Source organism: Pseudomonas sp. AOB-7, from assembly GCF_003696305.1.
Classification (GTDB): Bacteria; Pseudomonadota; Gammaproteobacteria; order Pseudomonadales; family Pseudomonadaceae; genus Aquipseudomonas.
This window is the reverse complement of record NZ_RFFK01000015.1, coordinates 28,615-52,163: the sequence shown is the minus strand read 5'-3', so window position 1 is coordinate 52,163 and position 23,549 is coordinate 28,615. Positions and strand designations below refer to the sequence as shown.

15 protein-coding genes are annotated in these 23,549 nt (G+C 60.1%); 5 read left to right on the top strand and 10 right to left on the bottom strand.

Features of this window, described 5'->3' with window-relative positions; translation table 11 throughout:
* Positions 1-69 precede the first annotated feature (69 nt).
* The 6 genes from EA796_RS20600 to EA796_RS20575 form a co-directional block, all read right to left on the bottom strand.
* Complete coding sequence (locus tag EA796_RS20600; protein ID WP_122109958.1) at positions 70-1,680, bottom strand: long-chain fatty acid--CoA ligase; 1,611 nt, start codon at positions 1,678-1,680, stop codon at positions 70-72.
* A 231-nt stretch (positions 1,681-1,911) separates the two neighbouring features.
* A complete protein-coding gene (locus EA796_RS20595) occupies positions 1,912-2,688 on the bottom strand; it encodes an SDR family NAD(P)-dependent oxidoreductase (protein ID WP_122109957.1) in 777 nt (258 codons plus the stop codon).
* Positions 2,688-3,872 carry an acetyl-CoA C-acyltransferase gene (locus tag EA796_RS20590; protein ID WP_122109956.1) on the bottom strand — a complete coding sequence of 395 codons (1,185 nt, stop codon included), beginning with the start codon at positions 3,870-3,872 and terminating at the stop codon, positions 2,688-2,690. Before EA796_RS20590 ends, EA796_RS20595 begins: the two co-directional genes overlap by 1 nt.
* Before the next feature lie 70 nt (positions 3,873-3,942).
* Positions 3,943-6,048, bottom strand: coding sequence for a 3-hydroxyacyl-CoA dehydrogenase NAD-binding domain-containing protein (locus EA796_RS20585; protein WP_122109955.1), 2,106 nt, complete (start codon positions 6,046-6,048; stop codon positions 3,943-3,945).
* Between the two features lie 124 nt (positions 6,049-6,172).
* On the bottom strand, positions 6,173-7,975 hold the full coding sequence (locus EA796_RS20580; protein ID WP_122109954.1) for an acyl-CoA dehydrogenase: 1,803 nt from the start codon (positions 7,973-7,975) through the stop codon (positions 6,173-6,175).
* Positions 7,976-8,108: 133 nt separating this feature from the next.
* On the bottom strand, positions 8,109-10,748 hold the full coding sequence (locus EA796_RS20575) for a LuxR C-terminal-related transcriptional regulator (RefSeq protein ID WP_147459067.1): 2,640 nt from the start codon (positions 10,746-10,748) through the stop codon (positions 8,109-8,111).
* 894 nt (positions 10,749-11,642) lie between these two features.
* Between EA796_RS20575 and EA796_RS20570 the strand changes: the two genes are divergently transcribed.
* The 3 genes from EA796_RS20570 (at position 11,643) to EA796_RS20560 (ending at position 16,486) form a co-directional block, all read left to right on the top strand.
* Complete coding sequence (locus EA796_RS20570; protein ID WP_122109952.1) at positions 11,643-13,421, top strand: DUF1302 domain-containing protein; 1,779 nt, start codon at positions 11,643-11,645, stop codon at positions 13,419-13,421.
* Between the two features lie 25 nt (positions 13,422-13,446).
* Positions 13,447-14,814 carry a DUF1329 domain-containing protein gene (locus EA796_RS20565; protein WP_122109951.1) on the top strand — a complete coding sequence of 456 codons (1,368 nt, stop codon included), beginning with the start codon at positions 13,447-13,449 and terminating at the stop codon, positions 14,812-14,814.
* A gap of 277 nt (positions 14,815-15,091) precedes the next feature.
* Positions 15,092-16,486, top strand: coding sequence for a DUF1254 domain-containing protein (locus tag EA796_RS20560; RefSeq protein WP_122109950.1), 1,395 nt, complete (start codon positions 15,092-15,094; stop codon positions 16,484-16,486).
* A 1,138-nt stretch (positions 16,487-17,624) separates the two neighbouring features.
* Here the strand turns inward: EA796_RS20560 and EA796_RS20555 are convergent.
* Positions 17,625-19,007, bottom strand: a complete 1,383-nt coding sequence (locus tag EA796_RS20555; RefSeq protein ID WP_021443170.1) for a heavy metal sensor histidine kinase — start codon at positions 19,005-19,007, stop codon at positions 17,625-17,627.
* Entirely contained in the window at positions 19,004-19,675 is a 672-nt protein-coding gene (locus tag EA796_RS20550) for a heavy metal response regulator transcription factor (RefSeq protein ID WP_021443169.1), read from the bottom strand. The genes EA796_RS20555 and EA796_RS20550 overlap by 4 nt, the downstream gene beginning before the upstream one ends.
* A gap of 147 nt (positions 19,676-19,822) precedes the next feature.
* Here EA796_RS20550 and EA796_RS20545 point away from each other — a divergent pair, with 147 nt between their 5' ends.
* Positions 19,823-20,320 (top strand): heme-binding protein, encoded by a 498-nt coding sequence (locus tag EA796_RS20545; RefSeq protein ID WP_122109949.1) that lies wholly within the window; start codon positions 19,823-19,825, stop codon positions 20,318-20,320.
* 14 nt (positions 20,321-20,334) lie between these two features.
* A complete protein-coding gene (uraH, locus tag EA796_RS20540) occupies positions 20,335-20,745 on the top strand; it encodes a hydroxyisourate hydrolase (RefSeq protein ID WP_122109948.1) in 411 nt (136 codons plus the stop codon).
* 107 nt (positions 20,746-20,852) lie between these two features.
* Here uraH and EA796_RS20535 read toward each other — a convergent pair whose 3' ends face one another.
* Together EA796_RS20535 and EA796_RS20530 are read right to left on the bottom strand one after the other, a co-directional pair.
* The gene (locus EA796_RS20535) at positions 20,853-21,386 is read right to left on the bottom strand and encodes a DUF3833 domain-containing protein (protein ID WP_122109947.1); all 534 of its coding nucleotides are present in this window, start codon (positions 21,384-21,386) and stop codon (positions 20,853-20,855) included.
* A 184-nt stretch (positions 21,387-21,570) separates the two neighbouring features.
* Positions 21,571-23,349: an acyl-CoA dehydrogenase C-terminal domain-containing protein gene (locus tag EA796_RS20530; RefSeq protein ID WP_122109946.1), complete on the bottom strand. Its 1,779-nt coding sequence runs from the start codon at positions 23,347-23,349 to the stop codon at positions 21,571-21,573.
* Positions 23,350-23,549 lie beyond the last annotated feature (200 nt).

Below are 23,549 nucleotides of genomic sequence, written 5' to 3'. Positions count from 1 at the left end.
GCCATGTGCCAAGGGGCGCAACTGGTGAGAGCGGGGGCGGGGGCGGGCCCGACGCTGCTTCCTGGGGGATCAAGCAGGCCATTGGATGTGGCGGTATTGCTCGCGAAGCTCTTTTTTGCTGACCTTGCCGGTGGCTGTGTGGGGAAGGGTTGCGGCTAGCAGGCAGGCGTCCGGCAACCACCATTTGGCGATGCGCCCTTTGAGAAACTCGAGTAACTCGCTCGGCTCTGGAGCGCCGTCTTGCCGAGGCACGACGATCAGCACTGGGCGTTCGCCCCAGTTGGGATGGGGCAGTCCGATCACGGCGGCCTCCAGGACTGCGGGGTGGGCCATTACGGCGTTCTCGATGTCGATCGAGCTGATCCACTCGCCACCCGATTTGATCACGTCCTTGGTGCGGTCAACGATATGCACATAGCCATGCGGATCGATGGTGGCCACGTCACCGGTGTCGAACCAACCAGCAATTGGAGCACTGCCAAAATAGCCGGCAGCTACCCAGGGACCACGTGCTTGCAGTGCTCCCGCGGTCTGGCCGTCGGGCGGCAGGGGCCGGCCGGTGTCGTCGATGATGCGCAGGCGGATGCCAAACACCTGGCGGCCTGCGCTGGTCAGTTGCCGGTTGCGACGGTCTTCGGGAAGTTGCGAGTACCAGGACTTGTGGCGGTTGTAGCTGCCCAAGGGGCTGGTTTCAGTCATGCCCCAGCCTACCTCGAGGGTGATGTCCTGAGCACGCATGCGCTCGATCAGAGACAGTGGGCAGGCCGAGCCACCCGAAACGGCACGGCGCAGGCTGGGGATATGGGTGCCGGTGGTTTCGAGGTGGTTGAGCAAGGCGAGCCATACCGTCGGGACGCCCAGGGCGTAACTGACCCGCTCTTCGTTGATCAATGCGGTCAGGGTTGCGCCGTCCCCCGCTTTGTTTCCAGGCAATACCAGCTTACTGCCGGCTATTGCGGCGCTGTAGGGAATACCCCAGGCGTTGACGTGAAACATCGGCACGATAGGCAAAACCACGTCATCGCCGCTCAGGCCGGTCGCTTCCGGCAAGCTGCCGGCCAGGGTGTGCAGCACGGTGCTGCGGTGGCTGTAGAGAACCCCCTTGGGATTGCCGGTGGTACCGGACGTGTAGCACAAGCCGCTCGGGGTACGTTCGTCGACGTCGGGCCAGGAATAGGTATCGGGATGTTCGGAGATCAGCGTTTCGTAACTGATCAGATTGGGCAGCGACGAGCCCGGGAGGTCATCCGCGGCACAGAGCGCTACGTAGTGGCGAACAGCGGGTAACTGGTGTTGAAGCTGTTCCAGCAGGGGGATGAACTGTGGATCGAGGAAGACGATGCGATTCTGCGCATGCTGGATAATGTAGGCGATCTGCTCGGGAAACAAACGCGGGTTGATGGTGTGACAGATACGGCCGGAGCAGGGTGCGGCGTAATACAGTTCGAAGTGGCGATAGTCGTTCCAGGCCAGGGTGGCGACAGGCTCGCCGGCATCGATCTGCAGATGATCCAGAGCATTGGCCAACTGCCGTACGCGCCTGAATGCGTCGGCATAGGTATAGCGGTGATGTTGGGCGTTGCTGAGAATCGAGACGATTTCCACATCGGCCGCTATCTGCTCGGCGTATTCCATGATCATGGTGATGTTGAGGGAGTCGGCCATCATCAGGTCTTGCATCGGATCCTCGCGGAACGTTGGCGTCGCCCAGCAGCCAGGCTGCAAGGTGAACGGTGGTGGATGTTTCAAGAGTGCGCGCATGGCGCAGAGATAAACTTGACTTTCTGCGTCAGCCTCTTGATGAGGCGCGCCTTCCTGGAACTCGTAAGCGAGCCGCTTTCGAGTGGGTACAGGGATGGCCAGCCATGCGCTCTAAGGGCCGAGCCTCGCGCGCTTCGCTGCGTCAGGGGTCTATAGGGTGGAAAGCAGGTGTCCGCCGTCCACAGCCATGACTTCTCCTGTCATGAACGATCCCGCTTCGCTGGCCAGCAGCAGGAAGGGCCCGTCCAGTTCCTGACGCAGCCCCAGGCGGCGCATCGGTACCGCGTCGCGGATATAAGCCTGGCCCTTATCGCAATCGAAGTAGGCGTCGTTCATCTCCGTTTTAAAGTAGCCGGGCGCGATGGCATTGACGCGAATCTGGTGGCGTGCCAGTTCCAGCGCCAGTGACTTGGTCAACTGCACCACGCCGGCCTTGGCTGCGCAGTAGTGGCTGTAGCCGTTACCGACTCGCAGCCCGAGAATCGATGCCACGTTGACGATGCTGCCGCCGCGACCGGCCTTGACCAAGCGCTGAGCGGCGCACTGGGCGACACGCCAGACTCCATCGAGGTTGGTCGACAGCATGGCGCGCCACTCGTCTTCGCTGATTTCCAGGGCGCGCCGGCCATTGCCGACGCCCGCGTTGTTGAGCACTACCTCGACCACGCCGAAGTGAGCTTCTGCCGCATGGAAGGCAGCTTCGACGCTGCTGCGATCGGTCACATCAAGCGCGACGGCCAGAGCCTCGCCGCCTAGCCATTGGATATCCTGGGCAATTTTCTCCAGGCGTTCGATGCGACGAGCCCCCAGGACAACCAGGGCACCGGCCTGGGCTGCGAGCCGGGCGAGGTGTTCGCCTATGCCGCTGGAGGCCCCGGTGATCAGAACGGTCTTGCCGGCCAGGGAAAACTTCTGCAGAGCGTCCATCAGAGCACCTCGAACAGGCCGGCTGCGCCCATACCACCGCCGACGCACATGGTGATCACCACGTACTTCACGCCCCGGCGCTTACCTTCCAGTAGCGCATGGCCGACCATGCGTGCACCGCTCATACCGTAGGGGTGGCCGATGGCGATGGCGCCACCGTTGACGTTCAGTCTGGCCGGGTCGATACCGAGCTTCTCGGCGCTGTACAGCACCTGGCAGGCGAAGGCCTCGTTGAGTTCCCACAAACCGATGTCATCGACGCTAAGACCGTGCTGCTTGAGCAATTTGGGTACGGCGAACACCGGACCTATGCCCATTTCCTCTGGCGCGAGACCTGCCACGGCGATGCCTCGATAGAGGCCCAGGGGGTTCAGATTGCGTTGTTCAGCCAGGCGCGCGTCCATCAACACGCAGGCGCTGGCGCCGTCGGACAGCTGGCTGGCATTGCCCGCGGTGATACAGCCGCCTTCGATAACCGGTTTGAGCTTGGTCAGGTCCTCCAGCACGGTCTGCGGGCGGTTGCCCTCGTCCAAGCTGAGAGTGACGTCCTCGTAGCTGACTGCGCCAGTTTCTTTATCTACCTGCTTCTTGCGGGCGCTGACCGGCACGATTTCGACGGTGAACAGGCCGGCGGCTTGGGCTGCGGCCGTACGTTGCTGCGACTGCAGGGAATAAGCATCCTGCGCCTCGCGGCTGATGTTGTAGCGCTTGGCGACGATCTCGGCGGTCTGCAGCATTGGCATATAGGCATGCTCGGCATTGCGCATCACCAGTTCGTCACGTTCAGCCATCGCCCATTCCAGATGGCGACCTTGCACCAGGCTGATGTGTTCCTGGCCGGCGCCCATGGTGACTTGCATGCCATCGACCATGATCTGTTTGGCTGCGGTGGCGATGGCCATCAGGCCGGAGGCGCACTGGCGGTCGAGGGTCTGGCCGCTGACCGAGAGTGGCAAGCCGGCGGCCAGGGCGGCCATGCGGCCGAGGTTCCAGCCGGCGGTGCCGCCCGGCATGCCGGTGCCCATGACCAGATCTTCGATCTCGCCGGCTTCAATGCAGGCGCGTTCGACTGCGGCGCGGATCGCATGGCTGGCCATGCTCGGCGATCTGAGATCGTTGAACGCGCCGCGAAACGCCTTGGTGATCGGTGTGCGGGCAGTGGAGAGGATGACGGCTTCTTTCATGCTTTGGATGTTCCTTCAGGTAGTGGAATCCGCGTGCCCGCCCTTGGCCCAGGGGCACGCAGGATCAGGCTCAGATCTTTTCGATGCGGCTCCTACCGGCCGCGACCAGTCGCTGCAGCAGCGGGGCCGGTTGAAACCACATTTCTCCGTAGGCACCAAGCGCCTGGCGGTAGTGCTGCAAGCGCGCCAGCAGCCGATCCAGGCCGATGCATTCGGCCTCGTGCATCGGGCCGCCGCGCCAGGCCGGAAAGCCATAGCCGTTGATAAACACCAGGTCGATATCGCTACTGCGCAGGGCGGTGCCTTCGTCGAGCAATTGGATGCCTTCGTTGATCAGGCCAAACAGGCAGCGTTCAAGGATTTCCTCGTCGGCTATCTGCCGACGCTGGATGTGCAACTCGCCGGCCACGCGCTCGGCGAGGGCAGTGACTTCGGGGTCGTCGAGGCGCTCACGGCCTTCATAGCGATAGAAACCTGCCATGGTCTTTTGCCCGAAACGGCCGAGGGTGTGCAGCTCGTCGCCCAGCTTGCAGTAGCTTGGGTCGTGGCCGATCACCTCGCGGCGCGATTCGCGGATCAGGTAGCCGATATCGATACCAGCCAGGTCCTGCACGGCCAGCATGCCCATGGCCAACCCGTGGTCGGTGAGCACCTTGTCGATCTGCGCCGGCGTGGCCCCCTCCAGCAGCAGGCGATGAGCCTCGCGAGAGTAGGGCTCGAACATGCGGTTGCCGATGAAGCCGAAGCACACCCCAGAGACCACCGCGATCTTGCCGATCCGACGCGCCAGCTTTAGCGTGGTGGCCAGCACGTCGGGCGCGGTCTCGCGGGCTCGGACCACCTCCAGCAAGCGCATTACGTTGGCCGGGCTGAAGAAGTGCAGCCCGATGACGTCTCCTGGGCGCTGGGTGACTGCGGCAATGGCGTCGACATCCAGGGTCGAGGTGTTGCTGGCGAGAATCGCGCCGGGCTTGCATACCTGATCCAGGGTGCGGAACACGTTCTGCTTGACTTCCAGGTTCTCAAACACCGCCTCGATGACCAGGTCGGCATCGGCCAGGTCGGCGTAATCGAGGCTGCCTTTGAGCAGCGCCATGCGCTGTTCCAGTTGCCGCGAGCTCAGCTTGCCGCGTTGCACGCTGATTTCATAGTTTCTGCGGATCTGCGTCAGACCGCGGTCCAGTGTTTGTGCCTGGGCTTCCAGCAAGATCACCGGGATACCTGCGTTGGCGAAGTTCATGGCGATGCCGCCGCCCATGGTGCCAGCTCCGATCACCGCTACTTGCGTGATCGGCCGTAGCATGGTGTCGGCGTTGATTCCAGGCACCTTGCTGGCTTCGCGCTCGGCGAAGAACACATGGCGCAGGGCTGCCGATTCCGTCGAAGCGTCGGCCTCGCGGAACAGTTCGGCTTCACGCCGCAGCCCCTCGGCGAGGGGGCGCTCGCAGGCTGCCTGAATCGCGGCGAGCACCCGCTGCGGGGCCTGCCGGCCTTTCCAGCGCGCTGCGTGCTTGGCCTGGTAGTCGGTGATGAAGGTGGCTGGCAGGCTAATACCCGGCTCGGAGAAGGGCGCGCTCGGTTGCGCCGGTGCGGCGTCGGCGAGCAGTTTGCGAGCGAAGGTGCGGGCGTCCTCCAGCAGGGTGGCAGAGCTGCGCGCCAGGCGGTCGACCAGGCCCGATTCTGCGGCCTTGGCGGCTTTAAGCGATTGGCCTGAGGCAATCAGATCGAGTGCTGCTTCGGCACCAATCAGGCGTGGAAGGCGTTGGGTGCCGCCGGCGCCGGGGAGCAGGCCGAGGTTTATTTCCGGCAGGCCGACGCGGGCCTCCGGCACGGCGATGCGGTAGCCGCAGGCCAGGGCAAGCTCCAGGCCGCCGCCGAGGGCCAGGCCGTCGATCGCGGCAATCAGCGGTTTGTCGATCAGGCTCAGACGCATCAGTATGTCGGGCAGGGACGGCTCAGCGTGGCTGGCCGCGCTGCCGAATTCGCCGATGTCGGCACCGGCGCTGAACGGTGAGCCGTGCAGGATGATGGCGCGTACCGTGGGATCGCTGGCAGCACGCTCGCAGGCAGCACTCAGGGCGCTGCGCAACGCCTGGCTCAGCGCGTTGACCGGTGGATAAGTCAGGCCGATCAGGGCCAGGCCGTCGTCGAATTGGTAATGGATAAGGTCGCTCATAATGGCTCCTGATCATTAAGGGTTAGGTGGCGTCTGCCTGAAGAAGCTGTTCCTCGCTTCCGCCCTTCGTATGCAGTCGATTCGGCTTGCTGAGTGCTGCAACTAGTGAGCGGGGGAGGGGGCGTTAGAACCAGGCGTTCTGCATGTCGAAGCAGACTCGATTGCCATCTCCGAGTAGTCGGGCCTGACCCTCCAGGCCAGCCAGCTCCCAGTCCATGAAGTAGCGCGCGGCCTGCAGCTTGCCCTGGTAGAAATCCGCGTCGCTGCCCGCTGCGCCTGCGCTCAGCGCCCTACTGGCGACCAGCGCCTGACGCAGCCAGATCCAGCCGAGCACCAGCTTGCCGAACAGATCGAGATAGGCGGTGGCGTTGCTCAGGCCGAGATCTGCGTCGGCGGCAACCTGGGCCTGCTGCTCGGCGGTGACCCGCTCGACGATCTGCAATGCGCTACGTAAAGCAGTGCCAAGTAAGGTGCAGCGTTTATCGTTGGCAGCCTCGCTCAAGCTGGCTCCGATCTCGGCCAGCAATAGCGGGTAGCCGTCTCCTCCGCGTGGACCGAGCTTGCGTGCAAGAAGGTCGATGGCCTGTATGCCTTCGGTGCCCTCATGAATCTGGTTGAGCCGGTTGTCTCGATATAGTTGCTCAAGCATGTACTCGCGGGTGTAGCCGGAGCCCCCCAGCACTTGGATGCCGATCTCCGATGCGAGCAGGGCATAGCGTGACGGCCATGACTTGACCACTGGAGTGAGCAAGTCGAGCAATTCGGCCGCTCGATGGCGTTGCTCGTCGTCAGGTGCGGTATGAGTGTCTTCTACCAGGGTACTGGCATACAGGCACAGCGCCAGGCTGCCTTCGGCATATACCTTCTGCTGCAGCAACATACGTCGTACGTCGGCGTGTTCGACGATATGCACTTGTGGGGTTGCGGGGCTCTTGTTGCCGGGCAGGCGGCCTTGTGGCCGCTCGCGGGCATAGTGGAGGGCGTGTAAGTAGCTCTGGTAGCCCAGGCTGGCAGCGCCCAGGCCTACCCCGATACGTGCCTCGTTCATCATCTGGAACATGTAAGCGAGGCCCTTGCCGGCTTCTCCGACCAGATATCCAACAGCACCTTGCTTTTCGCCGAAGTTGAGAACGGTGGAGGTGGTGTTGCGATAGCCCATCTTGTGCAACAGACCGGCCAGCGCCACATCATTGCGCGCACCTAGGCTGCCATCGTCATTGACCAGGTGCTTGGGCACAAGGAACAACGATATGCCCTTGACCCCAGGCGCTGCGCCTTCGATGCGGGCGAGAACCATGTGCACGATATTTTCGCTCAGCTCGTGGTCTCCGCCTGAGATGAACATCTTGCTGCCGCTGATGCGATAGCTGCCGTCACCGGCCTGTCGCGCGCTGGTGCGCAGGTCGCCGAGGGCCGAGCCTTGACCTGGCTCGGTCATCGCCATGGTGCCGCTGAATCGGCCGTCGAGCATCGGCGGCAGGAAGCGCTGACGCAGTTCGGTGCTGGCGAAGCTCTTCACCAGGTTGGCGGCAGCGATGCTGAGGAAGGAGTAGCCGACAGTGGCGATGTTCGCCGCGTTGAAATAGGCCATGCACGCGCGCAGAACAACTTCCGGCAATTGCAGGCCGCCGTCCTGGTAATCGTGATGTGCAGCCATGAAGCCTGCTGCGGCGAAGGCATCCCAGGCGACCTTGGTTTCGGGAATGAGGGTGACCTTCTCACCGTCGAAGGTCGGCTCGTTCGCATCACCTTTCTGATTGTGCGGTGCGAAATACTGGGCGGCGATCTCCCTGGCTGTGTTCAGCGTGGCATCGAGTACTGCGCGGTCATGCTCGGCATAGCGCGGTCGCTGTAGCAGGGCCTCGGTGTCGAGCATCTCGTACAGTTGAAAGCTCAGATCGCGGTCGTTGAGCAACTGGTCGGTCATGGTGTTCTCGTTCGACTAGAGGGACGAGGCGGCTTTGTAGCAAGGGGAGACGGTTGGGCGCGTCCAACCACGGGTGGATATTGGGAGGGAGGGGGGTGGAGATGGCAGGGATTGGCTTCCCTACCCTCGGTAGTCAGCTCAGCAGCTTCAGCTCTCGCGCCGTTTGCAGTGCACCTTCTCGATCCACGGCATCGAGCTTGCGGAACAGATTATTGATATGGGTCTTTACCGTGCTCAGACTGATATACAGGGCGTCGGCGATTAGCTGGTTGCCTTGGCCTTCGGCCATGCGGCGCAGAACATCTTGCTCTCGGCGGGTGAGGGGGTCGAACAGTGGTTGGTTGGTGCTGCCGTGTGCTACCAGCAGATGGAGCAGCTCGGCGAGTTTCTCGCGTGCTGGCAAGGGCTGCTCTAGGCTGTTCTGGCGACGAAACGATGGCGAAGCCAATTGGCGTAGTAGATCACCCAAGTGACGCCCCTCTAGTGTCAGCAACTGGCCGAACCCATTACGGCTTGCGAGTTGTACTGCTGACTCCAAGGTCAGCAGTGCCGCCGAGCGATCCGCTTCGTCCAGACGAAGGTAGGTATCCAGAAGGTATAGCTCTATGTGCAGCTGCTGATTGTCCTCGGCGGTGGCCAGCGCATGCAAGTCGCTGGAGACTTTATTCGCGACGGTGCGCTGGCCCAGATGGCGCTGTACCCATGCGTAGGCTAGCCATTCTTCGGGCATGGACTGGTCTGGACACCGACCCCGACACCGGTGCCACTCTTCAAACCAGTGGTGGATAAAGTCGTGGTCGCGTTCGAGAACCGCCAAGCGTACGCGCCATGCACCGCTCAGCCGGTAGACGGCGAACAGCTTGAATTGCCCGGCTAGGCGCCTCGCCTCGTCCCAGTGCAGTCGCGCTTGGTGTGTCTGGCCCTGAGCTGACAGGCACATGGCCTGATGATGCAGGACCCAGGGCAGGGCAGCGCTGTGTGGCGCCTCAAGGGCTATGGCTTCAGCCTGAGCCAACTGCTTGCAGGCCTGTGGCAGTTGATTCTGCAGCAATAGCACGACGCTCTGTCCGAGATGCTGGAACAGGTTGTAGAAGCCGTGTGGCGCAGCGGTGGCGAGCTGTCGAACGAGATTGGCGAAGCGCTCATCGGCGCGAGCAGTCTGTCCCTGCGCAAGTTCGATCAGGCCGAGTTGTAGGTGGAGTAGGTTGATGTAGCCGCTGAAACCGAGGGTCTCGAGCACATTCAGCGCGCGTTCGGTGTCGCGTCGAGCCTGCTGCAATTGCCCTAAGGCGAAAAAACAGGAGGCGCGGTTGAACAGCAGCACGGCGGTGGCTGCATTGATCTGCGTATAGCGCTCCAGAGCCTGCGTCACCAACGCTATGCCATGAGCGAAGTTGCCACCGAGAAAGGCCAGGCGACTGCGCAGGAAGGCCAGGGTCTGGTGCGCCCGTTCGCTTCGTCGTTCGGGCAGCATCTGGTGCCGGAGCAGTCGTTGGAGGCGACGCAAACTGGCGGTCGCCCGCGGGATGTCATTGGTGACTATGACTGTGCTGGCCTCGGTAATCGCCAGCGTGAAATGATCGTCGGCGCCTTGCCCGGGGATATCGGCAAAGAAGTCAACCAGCGCGTCGATTTTGCCTTCGCGCAGCAGGTCGAAACTGTGTCGCTCGATGGCGGTCAACAGGCTGTTGAAGTCGCGCCCTCTGCCGAGCTGATAGATGGCTTCTGCATAGCACTCATGTTGCAGCAACCAATGGGCCGCTCGTTGATGTAGCTGATTCAGGTTATCTGGATCGTCCTGACGAAATCGCCGGTAGAGCGTCTGGCGCAGTAGCGGGTGCAGGCGGTACTTCAGGCGCTCATTGCCGTGTTGCTGAATGAACAGGTCTTGGCGCTGTAGTTGGTGGATCAGTGCCCTGGCATCGTTGCGGCCGCTGAGATGGACGGCGAGTTCCGCATCGTAGGCGTTGACCACGGCCAGGCTTTTGAGGAATAACCGCATCGGTATAGACAAGGAGCGCAGTACTTCCTCTTCGAAGAACTGGGTAACCAGAGCATTAAACCTTTGCACCTGCATCTGGTTCGTTGGGTCTAGTGGTTGCTCAGCATCTTTGGGGAAGCTGAGGAGCACGCCGCTGATCCAGCCTTCGCAGGTTGCGCGCAGCAGATAGTTTGCGTCGCTATTGAGCGAGTGCCCGTGCGCGGTAGCGAGCGCGTGGACCTCCCCGCTATCCAGAGTGAAGTGGCGTATTCCCAGAACGTTCAGGCGACGGTCGCGGTGCAGGTGGCTGAGTGCCAAATTGGGCACGCCTTCACTGGCCGCGAGGATATGTAAACCAATTGGCGGATGGCGTAGAAGCTCGTTCAGATAGCGGCATGCTGAACGCGAGCGGATATGCTGCAGGTCGTCGAAGAACAGGGTAAAGCGCTCGTTCTTGCGCTCCAGGCACTCGATGATCTCGGCCCACATCTGTGTCTCGGCAGCTGCCGTAGGAGGGGGCGGTTGCTGCTGCACGCCGATGGCCTGGCGCAGATGCAGAAGCAAGTTGTAGGGCGTGTTATCGCTGTTTTCGCAGCGAAGCCAGGCCCAGGGGGTGGTGAGGCCGATCGCATACTGGGCGAGCAGTGTGGTCTTGCCATAGCCGAGAGGTGTACTTAGCAGGGTTAGTAAGCAGTCGCGCTCGATCGATTCATTCAGCTGTCGTAGCAAATGCGGTCGATCAATGATTGCCACCGGCAAGAAGGGAGGGCGCAGTTTGTTCAGTTTGAGCAATGTTCTAAACACGTCCAGCCCTGTGTTTGGTCGCGGAGCATCATAAGGTAGAACTACGCGGCGGTCATGATTGGTAATCAATACCCGGAGCGCTGCCGTTGTCAGCCGTAAGTCAGTTCGCCTCGTTATGAGATGAGGCCGATGTACTGAAGGTAAGAGTCAGGCCTTGAAATGACAAGTTGCTGGCGGGGCCTGTCAAGTTTTACGGTGGATAGCGAAGGCAGTATTCCCCTGATGCTTGTGTACTTCGAATGTGGGGCTTAGCTGGGGGAGCGATACCGGAAATTACGTCGAATTTCTGGACGCCAGTGAGATCGGGCCATGATCAACCGATCTCCTCGGTTAGCGCGATCAGGCCTCAGCATAGAAATACATCGACTCTACAGCAATACGGTACACCGCTCACGCCAAGTCCCGCTGTAACGACCGGTCATGGCCCGTTGATGACCGGTTGGGTGCGTTCCGGGACGACGCCAGGAAAGCGGGCGTTTCACGCTATTTCACAGCATGTCCTGCCTTCCGATATTGAATCAGGCGTTTGGCACTGAAGCGCTATTCCCTTGCGTCCGCGTTTTCCAGCTTGGTTGAGATGCTCGGAGTAAGGATGTCACATGCCTGAAGTACTCCAGGTGTGGCGCGAAATGATAAAACATTGGCGTGATATATCCAGAACCATCGCGAGGTCGGGCGTACAACTGATAGCCGGGCAGTCCCCTCGCGTCTGGATTGGTATCAACCTGACTCCAGTTTCTGGTGGCGGGACACGGTTCAGGCCGTTCGGCTCCACTTAACCGGTTGCTCGCGGCTAGTGAGCAGGGTGTCGGGCTCTCTTGCAATTACACAAGGCCCCAGACACTGCTCAAGGCAACCTCATATTCCATTACGGAGAGCCACATGACAAAAACAATATGGCCCGGATCCATCCTGCCAAGACCGCTAGCTGTCGCTATCACCCTGGGGATCGCAGCCCCCTCTGCGCAGGCGGTCACTTTCAATATTGGAGAAATTGAAGGCCAACTGGACTCTTCGCTCTCTCTAGGTGCCAGCTGGTCGATGCGTGGTGCCGATCCGGATCTGGTCGGTGCAACCAACGGCGGAAAGACCGCTGCTTCGGCCAACGACGATGGGCGCCTGAACTTCAAGAAGGGGGAAACCTTCTCGAAGATTTTCAAGGGCATTCATGACTTGGAACTGAAGTACGGCGATACCGGTGTGTTCTTGCGAGGCAAGTACTGGTACGACTTCGAACTGAAGGACGAGAACCGTCCGCATAAGGACATCGATGATCACAATCGCAAGGTAGGGGCACAATCCTCGGGTGCAGAGCTGCTCGACGCCTTTATCTACCACAACTACAGCATCGATGACCTTCCTGGCAGCGTGCGCCTGGGCAAGCAGGTCGTCAGTTGGGGCGAAAGCACCTTCATCGGCAATAGCATCAACTCCATCAATCCCATTGACGTTGCTGCTTTTCGTCGACCAGGCGCGGAGATCAAGGAGGGTTTGATCCCGGTCAACATGCTGTTCGTTTCTCAGGGCATTTCCGACCAACTTTCTGCTGAAGCCTTCTATCAGCTGGATTGGGAGCAGACGGTCGTTGACAACTGTGGAACCTTCTTCGGCTCAGACACCATTGCCGATGGGTGTGATGACAACTTCACCGTCGGCACGCCGCCGGCGGTTGCCGGATTGATGCCTTTTGCCGATCTGATGGGAGTCACGATCAAGTCGGAGGGACTGATTGTTCCACGTGGAGGGGACCGCGATGCCCGTGACAGCGGGCAATGGGGTTTGGCCCTGCGCTGGCTGGGTGATCAGGCGGAGTATGGCGTGTATGCCATGAACTACCACAGTCGCCTACCTTACCTGGGCTTTACCACTCCTGACGCGGCAAATATTGGCCTGGCGGCGGGGCTTCCCCAGGGGGGGCTGATAGGACCACTGGGACCGACTTCGCTGCTGGGCAACAGTCAGTACTTCTTCGAGTATCCCGAAGATATCCGTCTTTACGGTGCGAGCTTCGCCACCACTTTGCCCAGCGGTACGGCCTGGTCGGGTGAAATCAGCTATCGACCCAACATGCCGCTGGCCTTCAATGCCATAGATGCCACCAATAGCCCGGTGCTGCATGTAATCGGCGGGGCCTTGTCTGGTGGCCTGCCGGGGGCGTTGGCGACTGCCAGCGAGGATCTGAGCGCCTACAAGCGCAAGGAGGTGACTCAGGTGCAGACGACCCTGACGCACTTCTTCGAGCGAGTGATGGGCGCCGATCGCCTGATCCTGGTGGGTGAATTGGGGGCTACGCAGATCGGTGGCCTGGAGCGTCGCAGCGAACTGCGTTACGGACGAATCACCGAGGCGGGAGCTTACAGCCCGACCCATGATGGCGGTTTCTACACCCATACATCTTGGGGCTATCGGGCTCGCGGCATCCTCGAGTACAGCAATGTTATCGCCGGCATCAACCTCAAGCCTAATGTCGCCTGGTCGCATGACGTCGATGGTTATGGCCCAACGTTCAACGAGGGGGCCAAGGCCATCAGCGTCGGACTCGATGCCGACTACCGCAGCGTCTACACCGCTAGCCTCTCCTATACCGACTTCTTTGGTGGCGAATACAACAACCAGATTGATCGCGACTTTTTGGCGTTCAGTGTCGGTGTGAGCTTCTAATTCTGCTTTGAGAGAACCCGTTGCTATGAAAAAAACTGTACAGCTGTTCAGTGCTCTCACTTTGTCCTTGCTCGGCTCTTGCGTGTTTGCCGCTGCCTCCTCCACGGAGCTGGCCAAACTTGGCACCACCCTGACCCCTATGGGGGCGGAGAAGGCGGGCAACGCCGATGGCAGCATCCCCGAGTGGTCCGGCGGCCTGCCTAAGGATGCTGCACCGGTCGATGCCCAAGGTTTCCTTGGTGATCCCTATGCCGGGGAGAAGCCACTTTTTGTCATCACTGCGCAGAATGCTGAGCAATACAAGGACAAGCTGGCGGAAGGCCAACTGGCAATGTTCAAGCGTTACCCCGGTACGTTCAAGATGCCGGTCTACCCAAGTCATCGCAGTGTAGGGATGCCTCAGGATATCTACGCAGCCACTCACGTCAGTGCCGAGAAGGTTTCGCTCCTTGACGGCGGAACCGGGCTTAAGGGGTTTTCCGAGTCCCGCGTTTTTGCATTCCCCATTCCCAACAATGGATTGGAGGTGGTCTGGAACCACATCACTCGTTACAAGGGGGGTAACGTGCTCCGAGAGTCGACCAATGCTTTCCCGCAGAAGAATGGCGACTACACCCTCGTGCGGATGCGCGATCAGGTCGCGTTCCCGTTCTGGTTGGCGGATATGCCGCAAGACAAGGGAGAGAATACTCTCCTGGTTTTTAAATCTGTCACTACATCGCCGGCACGTTTGGCCGGCAACGTATTACTGGTGCATGACACCCTGGACCAGGTGCGTGAGCCACGTATGGCATGGCAGTACAACCCTGGACAGCGCCGTGTGCGTCGAGCTCCGCAGGTGGCCTACGACAGCCCCGGGTCCAATGCTGACGGTACGCGTACCTCGGATGACTTCGATATGTACAACGGCGCACCGGATCGCTACGACTGGACGCTGATTGGCAAGAGGGAAGTGTATATCCCCTACAACAACTACAAGCTGGCATCTCCAAGCCTGAAGTACGCCGACATTCTTCAGTCCGGCCATACCAATCAGGACCTCGCGCGCTATGAGCTGCATCGTGTCTGGGTGGTCGAAGGTGATTTGAAGAAGGACAAGCGCCACGTCTATGCCAAGCGCCGTTTCTACATCGACGAGGACTCTTGGACAATCGTCGCTTCCGAAATGTATGACGGGCGCGGACAGTTGTGGCGCGTCGGCCAGGCCATGCACCTTCACGAGTACAACGCACAGACGCCCTGGTATGCATTCGAAGCCGTCTACGACCTTATCTCGGGACGTTACGGGGTTTACGGGATGATTAACGAAGAAAAGAACTGGGTGAAATTCGGTATCCAAGCTTCGGCCAAGGAATATACCCCGGCGGCGTTGCGTACGGCCGGCGTTCGGTAATTAAGCCAGGGCGGCTCTGCCTCAGGCGAGCCGTGCGACTGAATGAACGACGGAAAAGTCAGTGTCGACGCTCTGACTTTCTGTAGCTGCGCAGATTGCGCTCGGGCCGCCGCCCCTTTTCGGCGGCCTTTTCTTTGAACCCGAGTCATCCAGCAGAACGGGGCTCGCAGTCCTAAGCACCTAGCGGCGTTTCAACCTGTGTGGAGCGGTCTATGGCTTTTCCAGAGCGACATTGTCTGGCGACAGGGCGGTTATATTGCGAAACTAAGGAGAACACATGAAGAGCCTATTGTTTGCGATCGCATGCGGGGCAGGGCTGGGAGTGCCGTTTATGGCCCAGGCCCAGCAGACCCTGTCCCGGGAAGAAGCTCGTGAAATTGCGCGAGACGCTTACATCTACGCTTATCCGCTGGTGCTGATGCAAGTAACTCGGGAGGTGAGCACGAATGTGTTGGAGCCCAAGGGGTTGGCCGCACCGATAAACCAGCTCACCCATGCGCGAAGCTTCCCCGATCATAATTTCACAGTAGTTGTCCGGCCTAATGCCGACACGCTTTACACGGCCGTTACTTATGACGTTAGTAAAGAGCCGTTGATAATCGAGATTCCGGAATCCGATGGTCGTTACTATCTGATGCAGGTTCTGGACTTCTGGACGGATGTTTTCATGTCGCCAGGCACCCGCACGACAGGTAATGCGGCGCAAAGTTTTGCCATTGTCAGTGCAAAGTGGAATGGTACGTTGCCGGAGGGCGTCAGGGAGTATCGCAGTCCAACCGATTCAGGGCTGATAATCGGTCGAGTGCAAACTAACGGTAAAGCGGACTATACGGCTGTGCATGCTTTTCAGAACGGCATGCGTGCATATCCTCTCAGTGCATATGGAAAGCCTTACAAGCCTGTGCCCGGCGTAGTACGGGACAATCAGGACATGACCGCTCCGCCTTTGCAGGTAAGGGGAATGGATGGGCGGCAATTTTTCACGAAGTTCGCCGAGTTGCTAAAGAGTAATCCTCCTCATGCCAATGATTACCCCATACTCGATCGTATCAAGAAGATTGGTATCGAGCCCGGTGCAGGTTTCGAGTTCGATGCTGCTTCGCCGGTGGTACAGGATGCCATCACTTCAGCACCAGCTGCGGCGCTTGAGCTGATTGAAAATGTGTTTGGGCAGTCAGGGCAGTCTGTCAATGGCTGGCGCATCAATATGACGGCCATTGGTACCTATGGCGCCGACTATCTCCGCCGCGCAGGGGTCGCATATGCGGGGCTGGGGGCCAACGTAATCGAGGATGCCATCTATCCCACCGCATTTGCGGATGCGGACGGTCAGCCTTTCCAGAGCGACCGGCGCTATGTGCTGCATTTCAAAAAGGGTGAGCTCCCTCCTGTGAAAGCATTCTGGTCACTGGCCATGTATGACGAGCGGCAGCTCTTCACCGATAACCCGATTGGCCGTTACTCGATTGATGATCGCGATGGGTTGAAACTTAATGCGGATGGTTCGCTGGATATATATATCCAGCGAGAATCACCAGGTAACGATAAGGAGTTAAACTGGTTGCCGACTCCGGCGCAGGGGCAATTCACCATGAACCTGCGCCTCTACTGGCCTGAGGCCCAGGCTCTGAATGGACGTTGGTTGCCGCCGGTAGTTAAGCGGGTTGATTAGTTCTGTAAATCGCGTACGTTCTGACCCAGGTAAAGGGCCCAGTCCACGCGCCCGCCATCATGAACGTGGGCCAGCAAGCCGTCAACTTAGCTCGGCAGGCAGGTAGCGCTTTGGAGCTTAATTCTCCAGGAGACCGTATTGCCTCAGCGACGCGCTTCGCTTGAACTCCCGAGGAGAGATCGTTAGATGGTAAAAAAGTGGTACGGACGGTTTGGTTTCTCTGGCTAAAGCCTCTAGAACTGGCGCCTTATGGCTTTAGGCCGTCCAATCCATCATGGGGGCCACGGAGAAACGGCGGGACAGGGCAGTGCACGTGGTTACTGGCTTTGAAGCTGATTCTAGAGGCATTGGTTCAGATCGATTGACGGCCGCAAAGGCTGGTTGTTGCCCGTTTTTGCGCATGCGATACCAAAATCAAGCACTGGTAAATGCATTTCCAGCACTGGTGATGAGCGCACAGAAACGATCACTCGGCGCAGTGGGCAGACCAGGTACAGGGTTCAGGTTCGGCTGCGCCGCAACGGAGCCATAGTCTACCAAGAAAGCCGGTCCTTAGACCGCAAGCCGTTTGCTCGCGCCAGGGTGATGAGGAGGGAGGCCGGGCTTGCATTGCCCGGTGCTCTCGAAAAGGCTTCGCGCAAGGGCAAATGGGCAAGGAGGGCAGCGGCGTTCAGGCCCAGGCCGTTGGGAGCGATCTCACACACACCTTGGCGCGGTCCTGTCTGTCGCTAAGCCTGCCTCGGGTATGAGATCGAGGCGAGCGCTATGACTGATGCGCGCAAGGTGCTGTGTAAGCTGGATACGGTGACTCGGAGTCGAGAGCCTGATCGAGACCGGGCAGGGATGAGTTGGACGAATTGCTTGCCTACTTTTTCGATCTTCTCGACGCTTAGGCAGGAGGAAATCGCGCGGATCCGTTGGGAGGATCTGGATGAGCGGCGGCAGGCGGTTGTTCGCTCCAACCGGCGATATTGGCTGGAGCAGCGCTCGTGGACGATACGCGGGAGAAAATGCTACCCAAGCCCTGATTGGTTGAGGTATTCGCGTCTTGCCTGAATGACGTTGTTGTGGCACTGAACGCGGTGAGCCCCGGGCCTCCGTCTCGAAGCTGTTTTGGCAGGCTCCGTCGTCCTCAGCCCTAGTGGGGTATCGAGGGATTTTCAGTCGGGAAGTGCAAGGTAAAGCAAGTACCGGAGTCATCGCTGCTGACCAGGGCCTGTCCTCCATGCGCATGCATGATCGAGCGCACAATCGCCAAGCCAAGCCCCCCGGAGTCGTCAGGCTGATTGCGCGAGGGATCGCAGCGGTAGAAGCGTTCGAACAGGCGCGCTAGATGCTCGCCGGCAATCGGCTCGCCCAGGTTATGCACGCTGATTTCAAGCCCTGCTGCTCCAGCCACGCTGTCGATGGTTACGGGAGTATCGGTGGCGCCATAGCGCAGCGCATTGGCAATCAGGTTGGCCAGTGCGCGCCGCAGCAGTTGTGCGTCGGCCCAGAGCTTGCCACTGGTCTGGTTGATCAATGTATTGCCACGCTCATGTGCCATGCCCTCGAAGTACTCGCACAGCTGTGCTGTCAGCTCTCGAAGATCGACTGACTCGCGAGTGAGCGAGGCTTTGGGTTGTTCGCAGCGGGCAAGGAACAGCATGCTGTCGATCATCCGGGCCAGTCGCTCATATTCCTCCAGATTGGACACCAGCAGATTCTGGTAATCCTCGAGCGAGCGTGTGCGCCCCAGTGCCTGCTGGGTCTGGCCCATTAGATTGCTCAATGGCGTGCGCATCTCGTGGGCGAGGTCTTCGGAGAAGCGCGACAGCTGGACGAAGCCATCCTCCAACCGGGCCAACATCTGATTGAGGGCCTGGCTCAGTGCCTGTAGTTCGCTCAGCTCCTCGAACTCGTCCAGGCGCAGGTACAGGTGCTGGGCGTCCACTGTGCAGGCCTGTTTGGCTAGCCGACGTACCGGATGTAATCCGCGCAGGCTAACTAGCCAGCCGAGTAGAAAGGCCAGCAAGGCACCGGTGGAAAGGGCGATCCACAGCTTGAGCCGATAAGCGCTGAGCATCTGCTCGCGCTCGTGCAGCAGCTTGCCGGCGATCAATGTCAGGCGGCGCTCTGGGCGGGCTACATCGAGCCATGCCAGGCGCAGCGGCTCGGCAGACAGGCCATCGGCAAGCCTCGCCTGGGGGGCTGCCGGTAAGCTGGGTAATGGCAACGAGGGTGGGTTGATCTCGATGAGCAGCTTGCCGCTGCCATCGATGATCCACAGCAGGTTGTCGTGGTTGCCCAGCATGTTCTCGTACAGCTGTGGTCGGCTGCGCAGCGCCTCGATGCTGTCGCTGTCGTCGATCAGTGCCTGCATGCGCTGTAGCCGGCCGAGCAGAGCCTGATCATCCCGCCAAGCGATCTCGCGGTGCAGCGATTGATAGAGGTAAAAGCCAAAGGCCCCCAGCAACAACGCACTGACTGCGGCGAACATCAGCGCCAGACGCAGACTCAGCGAGCGCGGCCAAAGGCTCACGACTGCACCTCCAGCATGTAGCCCATGCCCCGTACGGTATGAATCAGCTTGATCGGGTAGGGGTCGTCGACCTTGGCCCGCAGGCGGCGGATGGCCACGTCGACCACATTGGTATCGCTGTCAAAATTCATGTTCCAGACATGGGAGGCAATCAAGGCGCGTGAGAGCACCTCGCCCTCTCGGCTGAGCAAGAGGTGGAGCAGGGCGAACTCCTTGTTGGTCAGGTGCAGCCTCTCGCCATTGCGAGACACCTTGCGCTTGAGTAGATCCATCTGCAAATCGGCGGCCTGAAAATGCTCCACTTCGCGGGGTGGCCCGCGTCGCAGCAGCGTGCGCACCCGGGCGAGCAGCTCGGCGTAGGAAAAGGGCTTGACCAGGTAGTCGTCCGCGCCCAACTCCAATCCCTTCACGCGATCTTCGACGGCATCGCGCGCGGTGAGAAACAGCACCGGTGTGTGCCCCTGCCGCCGAATGATCTGTAGCAGTTGCCAGCCATCTATCCCCGGCAGCATCACATCCAGGATGACCAGGTCGAATTCGCTTTCCTGTACCAGGTGCTGGCCGTCCAAGCCGTTCAAGGCAACCTCCACCAAATAGCCGGACTCACTCAAGCCTTTGCGCAAGTAGTCGGCGGTTTTGGCTTCGTCTTCAACAACCAGGATGCGCATCTTCCCCTCCAGTGCAGGCGCATAGCCTAGGCCTATACGCGGCGCGCTCCCATTACAAATTGGTAATCCCGGCGCAATCGGTCTGACTGGGAGGCTTGTGCAGGATTGCCGGCATCCGCTCAGCAGAGCCTAAACCGGGAGAACTGCATGCTCATTCGTAAAACCACCCTGTCTCTAATCGCCCTGGCCATGGGCGCTTCCACCTCTTGGGCGGCCGATCAGGTCGCTCAGCGTCAGGACGTTACCCTGCCTCTGGCCAACGATTTGCTCGATGCCACGCTGGCTGCCTGCCATGCCGATGGCCGCACGGCAGTTGCGGCTGTGGTCGATCGGGGTGGCAACCTGGTCGCCGTCCAGCGTGACGACAACGTCGGCCCGCACAACACCCTGGCCGCGCAGCGCAAAGCCTTTACCGCACTCTCGACCAAAACTCCGACGCGCTTACTGGCGGAGCGCGCTCGCGGCAACCCGGAGGCCGAGAACCTCAACACCCTCGACGAGCTGTTGCTGCTGGGCGGTGGCGTACCGCTGAAGCTCGGCGATCAGGTCATAGGTGCCATTGGCGTAGCGGGGGCGGGCGGTGCAGCCAACGACGAGGCATGCGCACTCAAGGCCATCGAGCACGTTCTATCCACCCATCAATAACCTGGAGTTACAACATGAAAGCACTCAAAACCCTTCTGGCTGGCGCAGTCCTCAGCGGTCTGTCGTCCTTTGCACTGGCAGACGCCAACCCGCTCAGCGTACATGTCCTCAATCTGCAGGATGGGTTGCCGTCCCCGGCCGTGACTGTGACGCTGGAGAAGCAGAACGGCCAGAACTGGCAGACCCTCAATGGCGGTGTCACCAACGAACAGGGACGCATTACAGCGCTGTATCCGGAAGGCAAAGCGCTCGAGAAGGGCACCTACCGAGTCACTTTCAAGACCGGCGAATGGTTCGAGAAGCACGATCTGAAAACCTTCTTTCCTGAAGTGCCGGTGATCTTTGAGGTCGATGGCACGGTGCCGCATTACCACATTCCGCTTTTGCTCAGCCCCTACGGCTTCTCCACGTACCGCGGCAATTAACGAACCAGGGTGATATCGGTCCGGTGCTCGCCCTGGATCGAGCTGCAGCAGTACTCGCCCACGCATCGGCTGGGCGAGGGCTGCTGCTTTACAGGAAAATTACAGATCTAGTCCTGGGCCGGCTGTCGCCGGAAAAACAGAGTGACTTGACCCAGCTCTACACCGAACTTGCTCATGCGCGAGCGATTGATCATGGTGTCTTCGTCCATCAGGTACATCCAGTCGTCGAAGCTGACTTCATAGGTTGTGCCGTCAACGGGAAGGTTGAGCTGGTAACGCCAGCGTAGGGCATTACCGGCCAGTTCCCCCCGAGCTTCGCCGATCACATCGGCCGCAGTACCTCGCCAACGCTTGTCGCCATCTGGAGTAAGCGTCCAGACACGACGTTGCTTGCTGCCGTCGCTGTAGACAAAGCGCTCATCCAGAATCAGTTTCTCGCCTTCACGGCGGCTAATGATCTGGACATGAAAGCGTTTGATTACCTTGCCCGAGCCATCCTGGAACATTCCCCAAGCCTCTACCGGGCCATCGAAATAACGGATCAGGTCCAATTCAGGCTGCTGTCCGGCATAGTCTTGAACTGAGACGCTGGCGCAGCTACCCAGCAGCAGACAGGTTAAGAGCACGAGCACTTTCTTCATGTGTTACCTCTTCAGTTGCTCTCGCGGTTCAGCCGAGCAGCGCCGCGTGCAGATCGCTTTCAGGATCAACCCGCGCCTGGGTACCCGCTGGGCGATCTGGCGAGCGGCCGAATAAAAAAACCGGCAACCAAAGTAGGGGAGAGCTGGTTGCCGGGTTGCGCAGCCGGGGAAGGAGGCAGACGCCCTATGCGGCGAACTCTTCCTCGCTGAAGGCCATCAGGGTGGATTTGCCTGCAAGTACTTCTGCCAGCAGGCCATCCGTTTCGGTCAGCACTCGGTTGAAGAAGAAATCAGCCGACTTGATCTTGGCTCCGTAGAAGGCGGTCTCCCCGCTGCCGGCACTCAGTGCGTTTCTGGCAACCAGCGCCATACGCGACCACATCCAGGCAAGCGAGGTAAGAGCAAACAAACGCAAGTAGGGGGTCGACGCCGCGCCGGCCTGCTCGGGATCTTTCATGCCTTCCATCGCGATCCACAATGTCGCCTGGTGCAGCTGCTTGAGCGCTGATTCCACGGCAGCAGCGTGCGGTGCATCGGCGTGCTCCTGCAGCCATCCCTCGGTCATGGCGAAGAAGTTGCGGATGGCCCGGCCGCCGCCCAGCGACAGCTTTCGACCAACCAGGTCGAGTGCCTGGATGCCGTTGGTGCCCTCGTATATGCGAGTGATGCGGCAGTCGCGTACCAGTTGCTCGATACCCCAGTCTTCGGTGAAGCCGGAGCCGCCGAGCACCTGCAGAGCTTCGTTCGCGCAGGTGAAGCCCTCATCCGTCAGGAAGGCTTTGACTACCGGAGTCAGCAGCTGAACCAGGTCGTCTGCATGCTCACGGGCCTGCTCGTTCTCATGATCGTGTGCGATGTCCAATTGCAGCCCGGTGAAGTAGGCCAGCGCGCGGCAGCCTTCGATCATGACCTTCTGACGCAACAGCATTCGACGTACATCCGGATGAACCAGGATCGGATCGGCAGGCTTGTCGGCGCATTTGGGGCCAGACAGCGAGCGACTCTGCAGGCGCTCCCTGGCGAAGCCCAGGCTGATTTGGTAGGCGTTTTCCGCGATGCCCAGGCCCTGCATCCCAACCATCAGGCGGGCCGAGTTCATCATGGTGAACATGCACCGCAGGCCCTTGTTCGGCTCTCCGATGAGCCAACCTTGCGCACCCTCGAAATTCATCACGCAGGTAGCCGACCCCTTGATGCCCATCTTGTGCTCCAAACCGCCGCAAAAAGCTGTGTTGCGGGAGCCGTCCTCGAGGAACTTGGGCACCAGGAACAGGGAGATACCTTTCACGCTGTCCGGCGCATCGGGCAGTTTTGCTAGCACCAGGTGCACGATGTTATCGACCAGGTCGTGTTCGCCGCCGGTGATCCAGATCTTGGTGCCGGAGATGGCATAGCTGCCGTCTGCCCGGGGGAGGGCGCGGGTTCGAATCAGCCCCAGGTCGGTGCCGCACTGCGGCTCGGTCAGGCACATGGTGCCGGTCCATTCGCCGCTGATGAGTTTGGGCAGGTAACGGTCTTGTTGCTCGCGGGTGCCATGGGCGGTCAGGGCGTTGATCGCGCCATGAGTCAGGCCTGGATACATGCCCAGGGACAGGTTGGCGGAGCAGACCATTTCTTCGACCATCATGTTCAACACATGGGGAAGGCCCTGACCACCGAACTCCGGCGTACACGCCAGCGCCGTCCAGCCACCCTCGGCGAACTGCTTGTAGGCGGCTTTGAATCCCTCCGGCGTAGTCACCGACTTCTCGGCAGGGTCGTAGTGGCACCCTTGTTTGTCGCCTGGCCCATTGAGCGGCGCCAGCACGTTTTCGGCGACCTTGGCTGCTTCCTCCAGGATCGCGCCACCGAGATCGGCACTGAACTCATGTTGCGTCGGCAGTGACTGCAGGGCTGGGTAGGCGTTGAGCACTTCCTCGAAAACGAAGCGCATATCACGTAACGGCGCGCGGTAAGCCGGCATCGAAGTATCCTCTATTTCTGTACATTAAAAAATCTTGTACAGCTTTTGTATAGCTTTTCGATGCTGCGATGCAAGCACCGATAAGACCGGATACGAATCAGGCGAAACAGCGGCGTGACACATCAGGGGGGCCGGCTCGTGAATGGCCGAGTCTGGGAGGCGCAGATGTACCCACTTGCTTGGTGGGGTTCCTGAAGTGG

Bases quoted from the DNA above. Each gene is read 5' to 3' on its own strand.
- EA796_RS20600 (WP_122109958.1), bottom strand. From the start codon at position 1,680: ATGCAAGACCTGATGATGGCCGACTCCCTCAACATCACCATGATCATG.
- EA796_RS20595 (WP_122109957.1), bottom strand. From the start codon at position 2,688: ATGGACGCTCTGCAGAAGTTTTCCCTGGCCGGCAAGACCGTTCTGATC.
- EA796_RS20590 (WP_122109956.1), bottom strand. From the start codon at position 3,872: ATGAAAGAAGCCGTCATCCTCTCCACTGCCCGCACACCGATCACCAAG.
- EA796_RS20585 (WP_122109955.1), bottom strand. From the start codon at position 6,048: ATGAGCGACCTTATCCATTACCAATTCGACGACGGCCTGGCCCTGATC.
- EA796_RS20580 (WP_122109954.1), bottom strand. From the start codon at position 7,975: ATGACCGACCAGTTGCTCAACGACCGCGATCTGAGCTTTCAACTGTAC.
- EA796_RS20570 (WP_122109952.1), top strand. From the start codon at position 11,643: ATGACAAAAACAATATGGCCCGGATCCATCCTGCCAAGACCGCTAGCT.
- EA796_RS20565 (WP_122109951.1), top strand. From the start codon at position 13,447: ATGAAAAAAACTGTACAGCTGTTCAGTGCTCTCACTTTGTCCTTGCTC.
- EA796_RS20560 (WP_122109950.1), top strand. From the start codon at position 15,092: ATGAAGAGCCTATTGTTTGCGATCGCATGCGGGGCAGGGCTGGGAGTG.
- EA796_RS20550 (WP_021443169.1), bottom strand. From the start codon at position 19,675: ATGCGCATCCTGGTTGTTGAAGACGAAGCCAAAACCGCCGACTACTTG.
- EA796_RS20545 (WP_122109949.1), top strand. From the start codon at position 19,823: ATGCTCATTCGTAAAACCACCCTGTCTCTAATCGCCCTGGCCATGGGC.
- uraH (WP_122109948.1), top strand. From the start codon at position 20,335: ATGAAAGCACTCAAAACCCTTCTGGCTGGCGCAGTCCTCAGCGGTCTG.
- EA796_RS20535 (WP_122109947.1), bottom strand. From the start codon at position 21,386: ATGAAGAAAGTGCTCGTGCTCTTAACCTGTCTGCTGCTGGGTAGCTGC.
- EA796_RS20530 (WP_122109946.1), bottom strand. From the start codon at position 23,349: ATGCCGGCTTACCGCGCGCCGTTACGTGATATGCGCTTCGTTTTCGAG.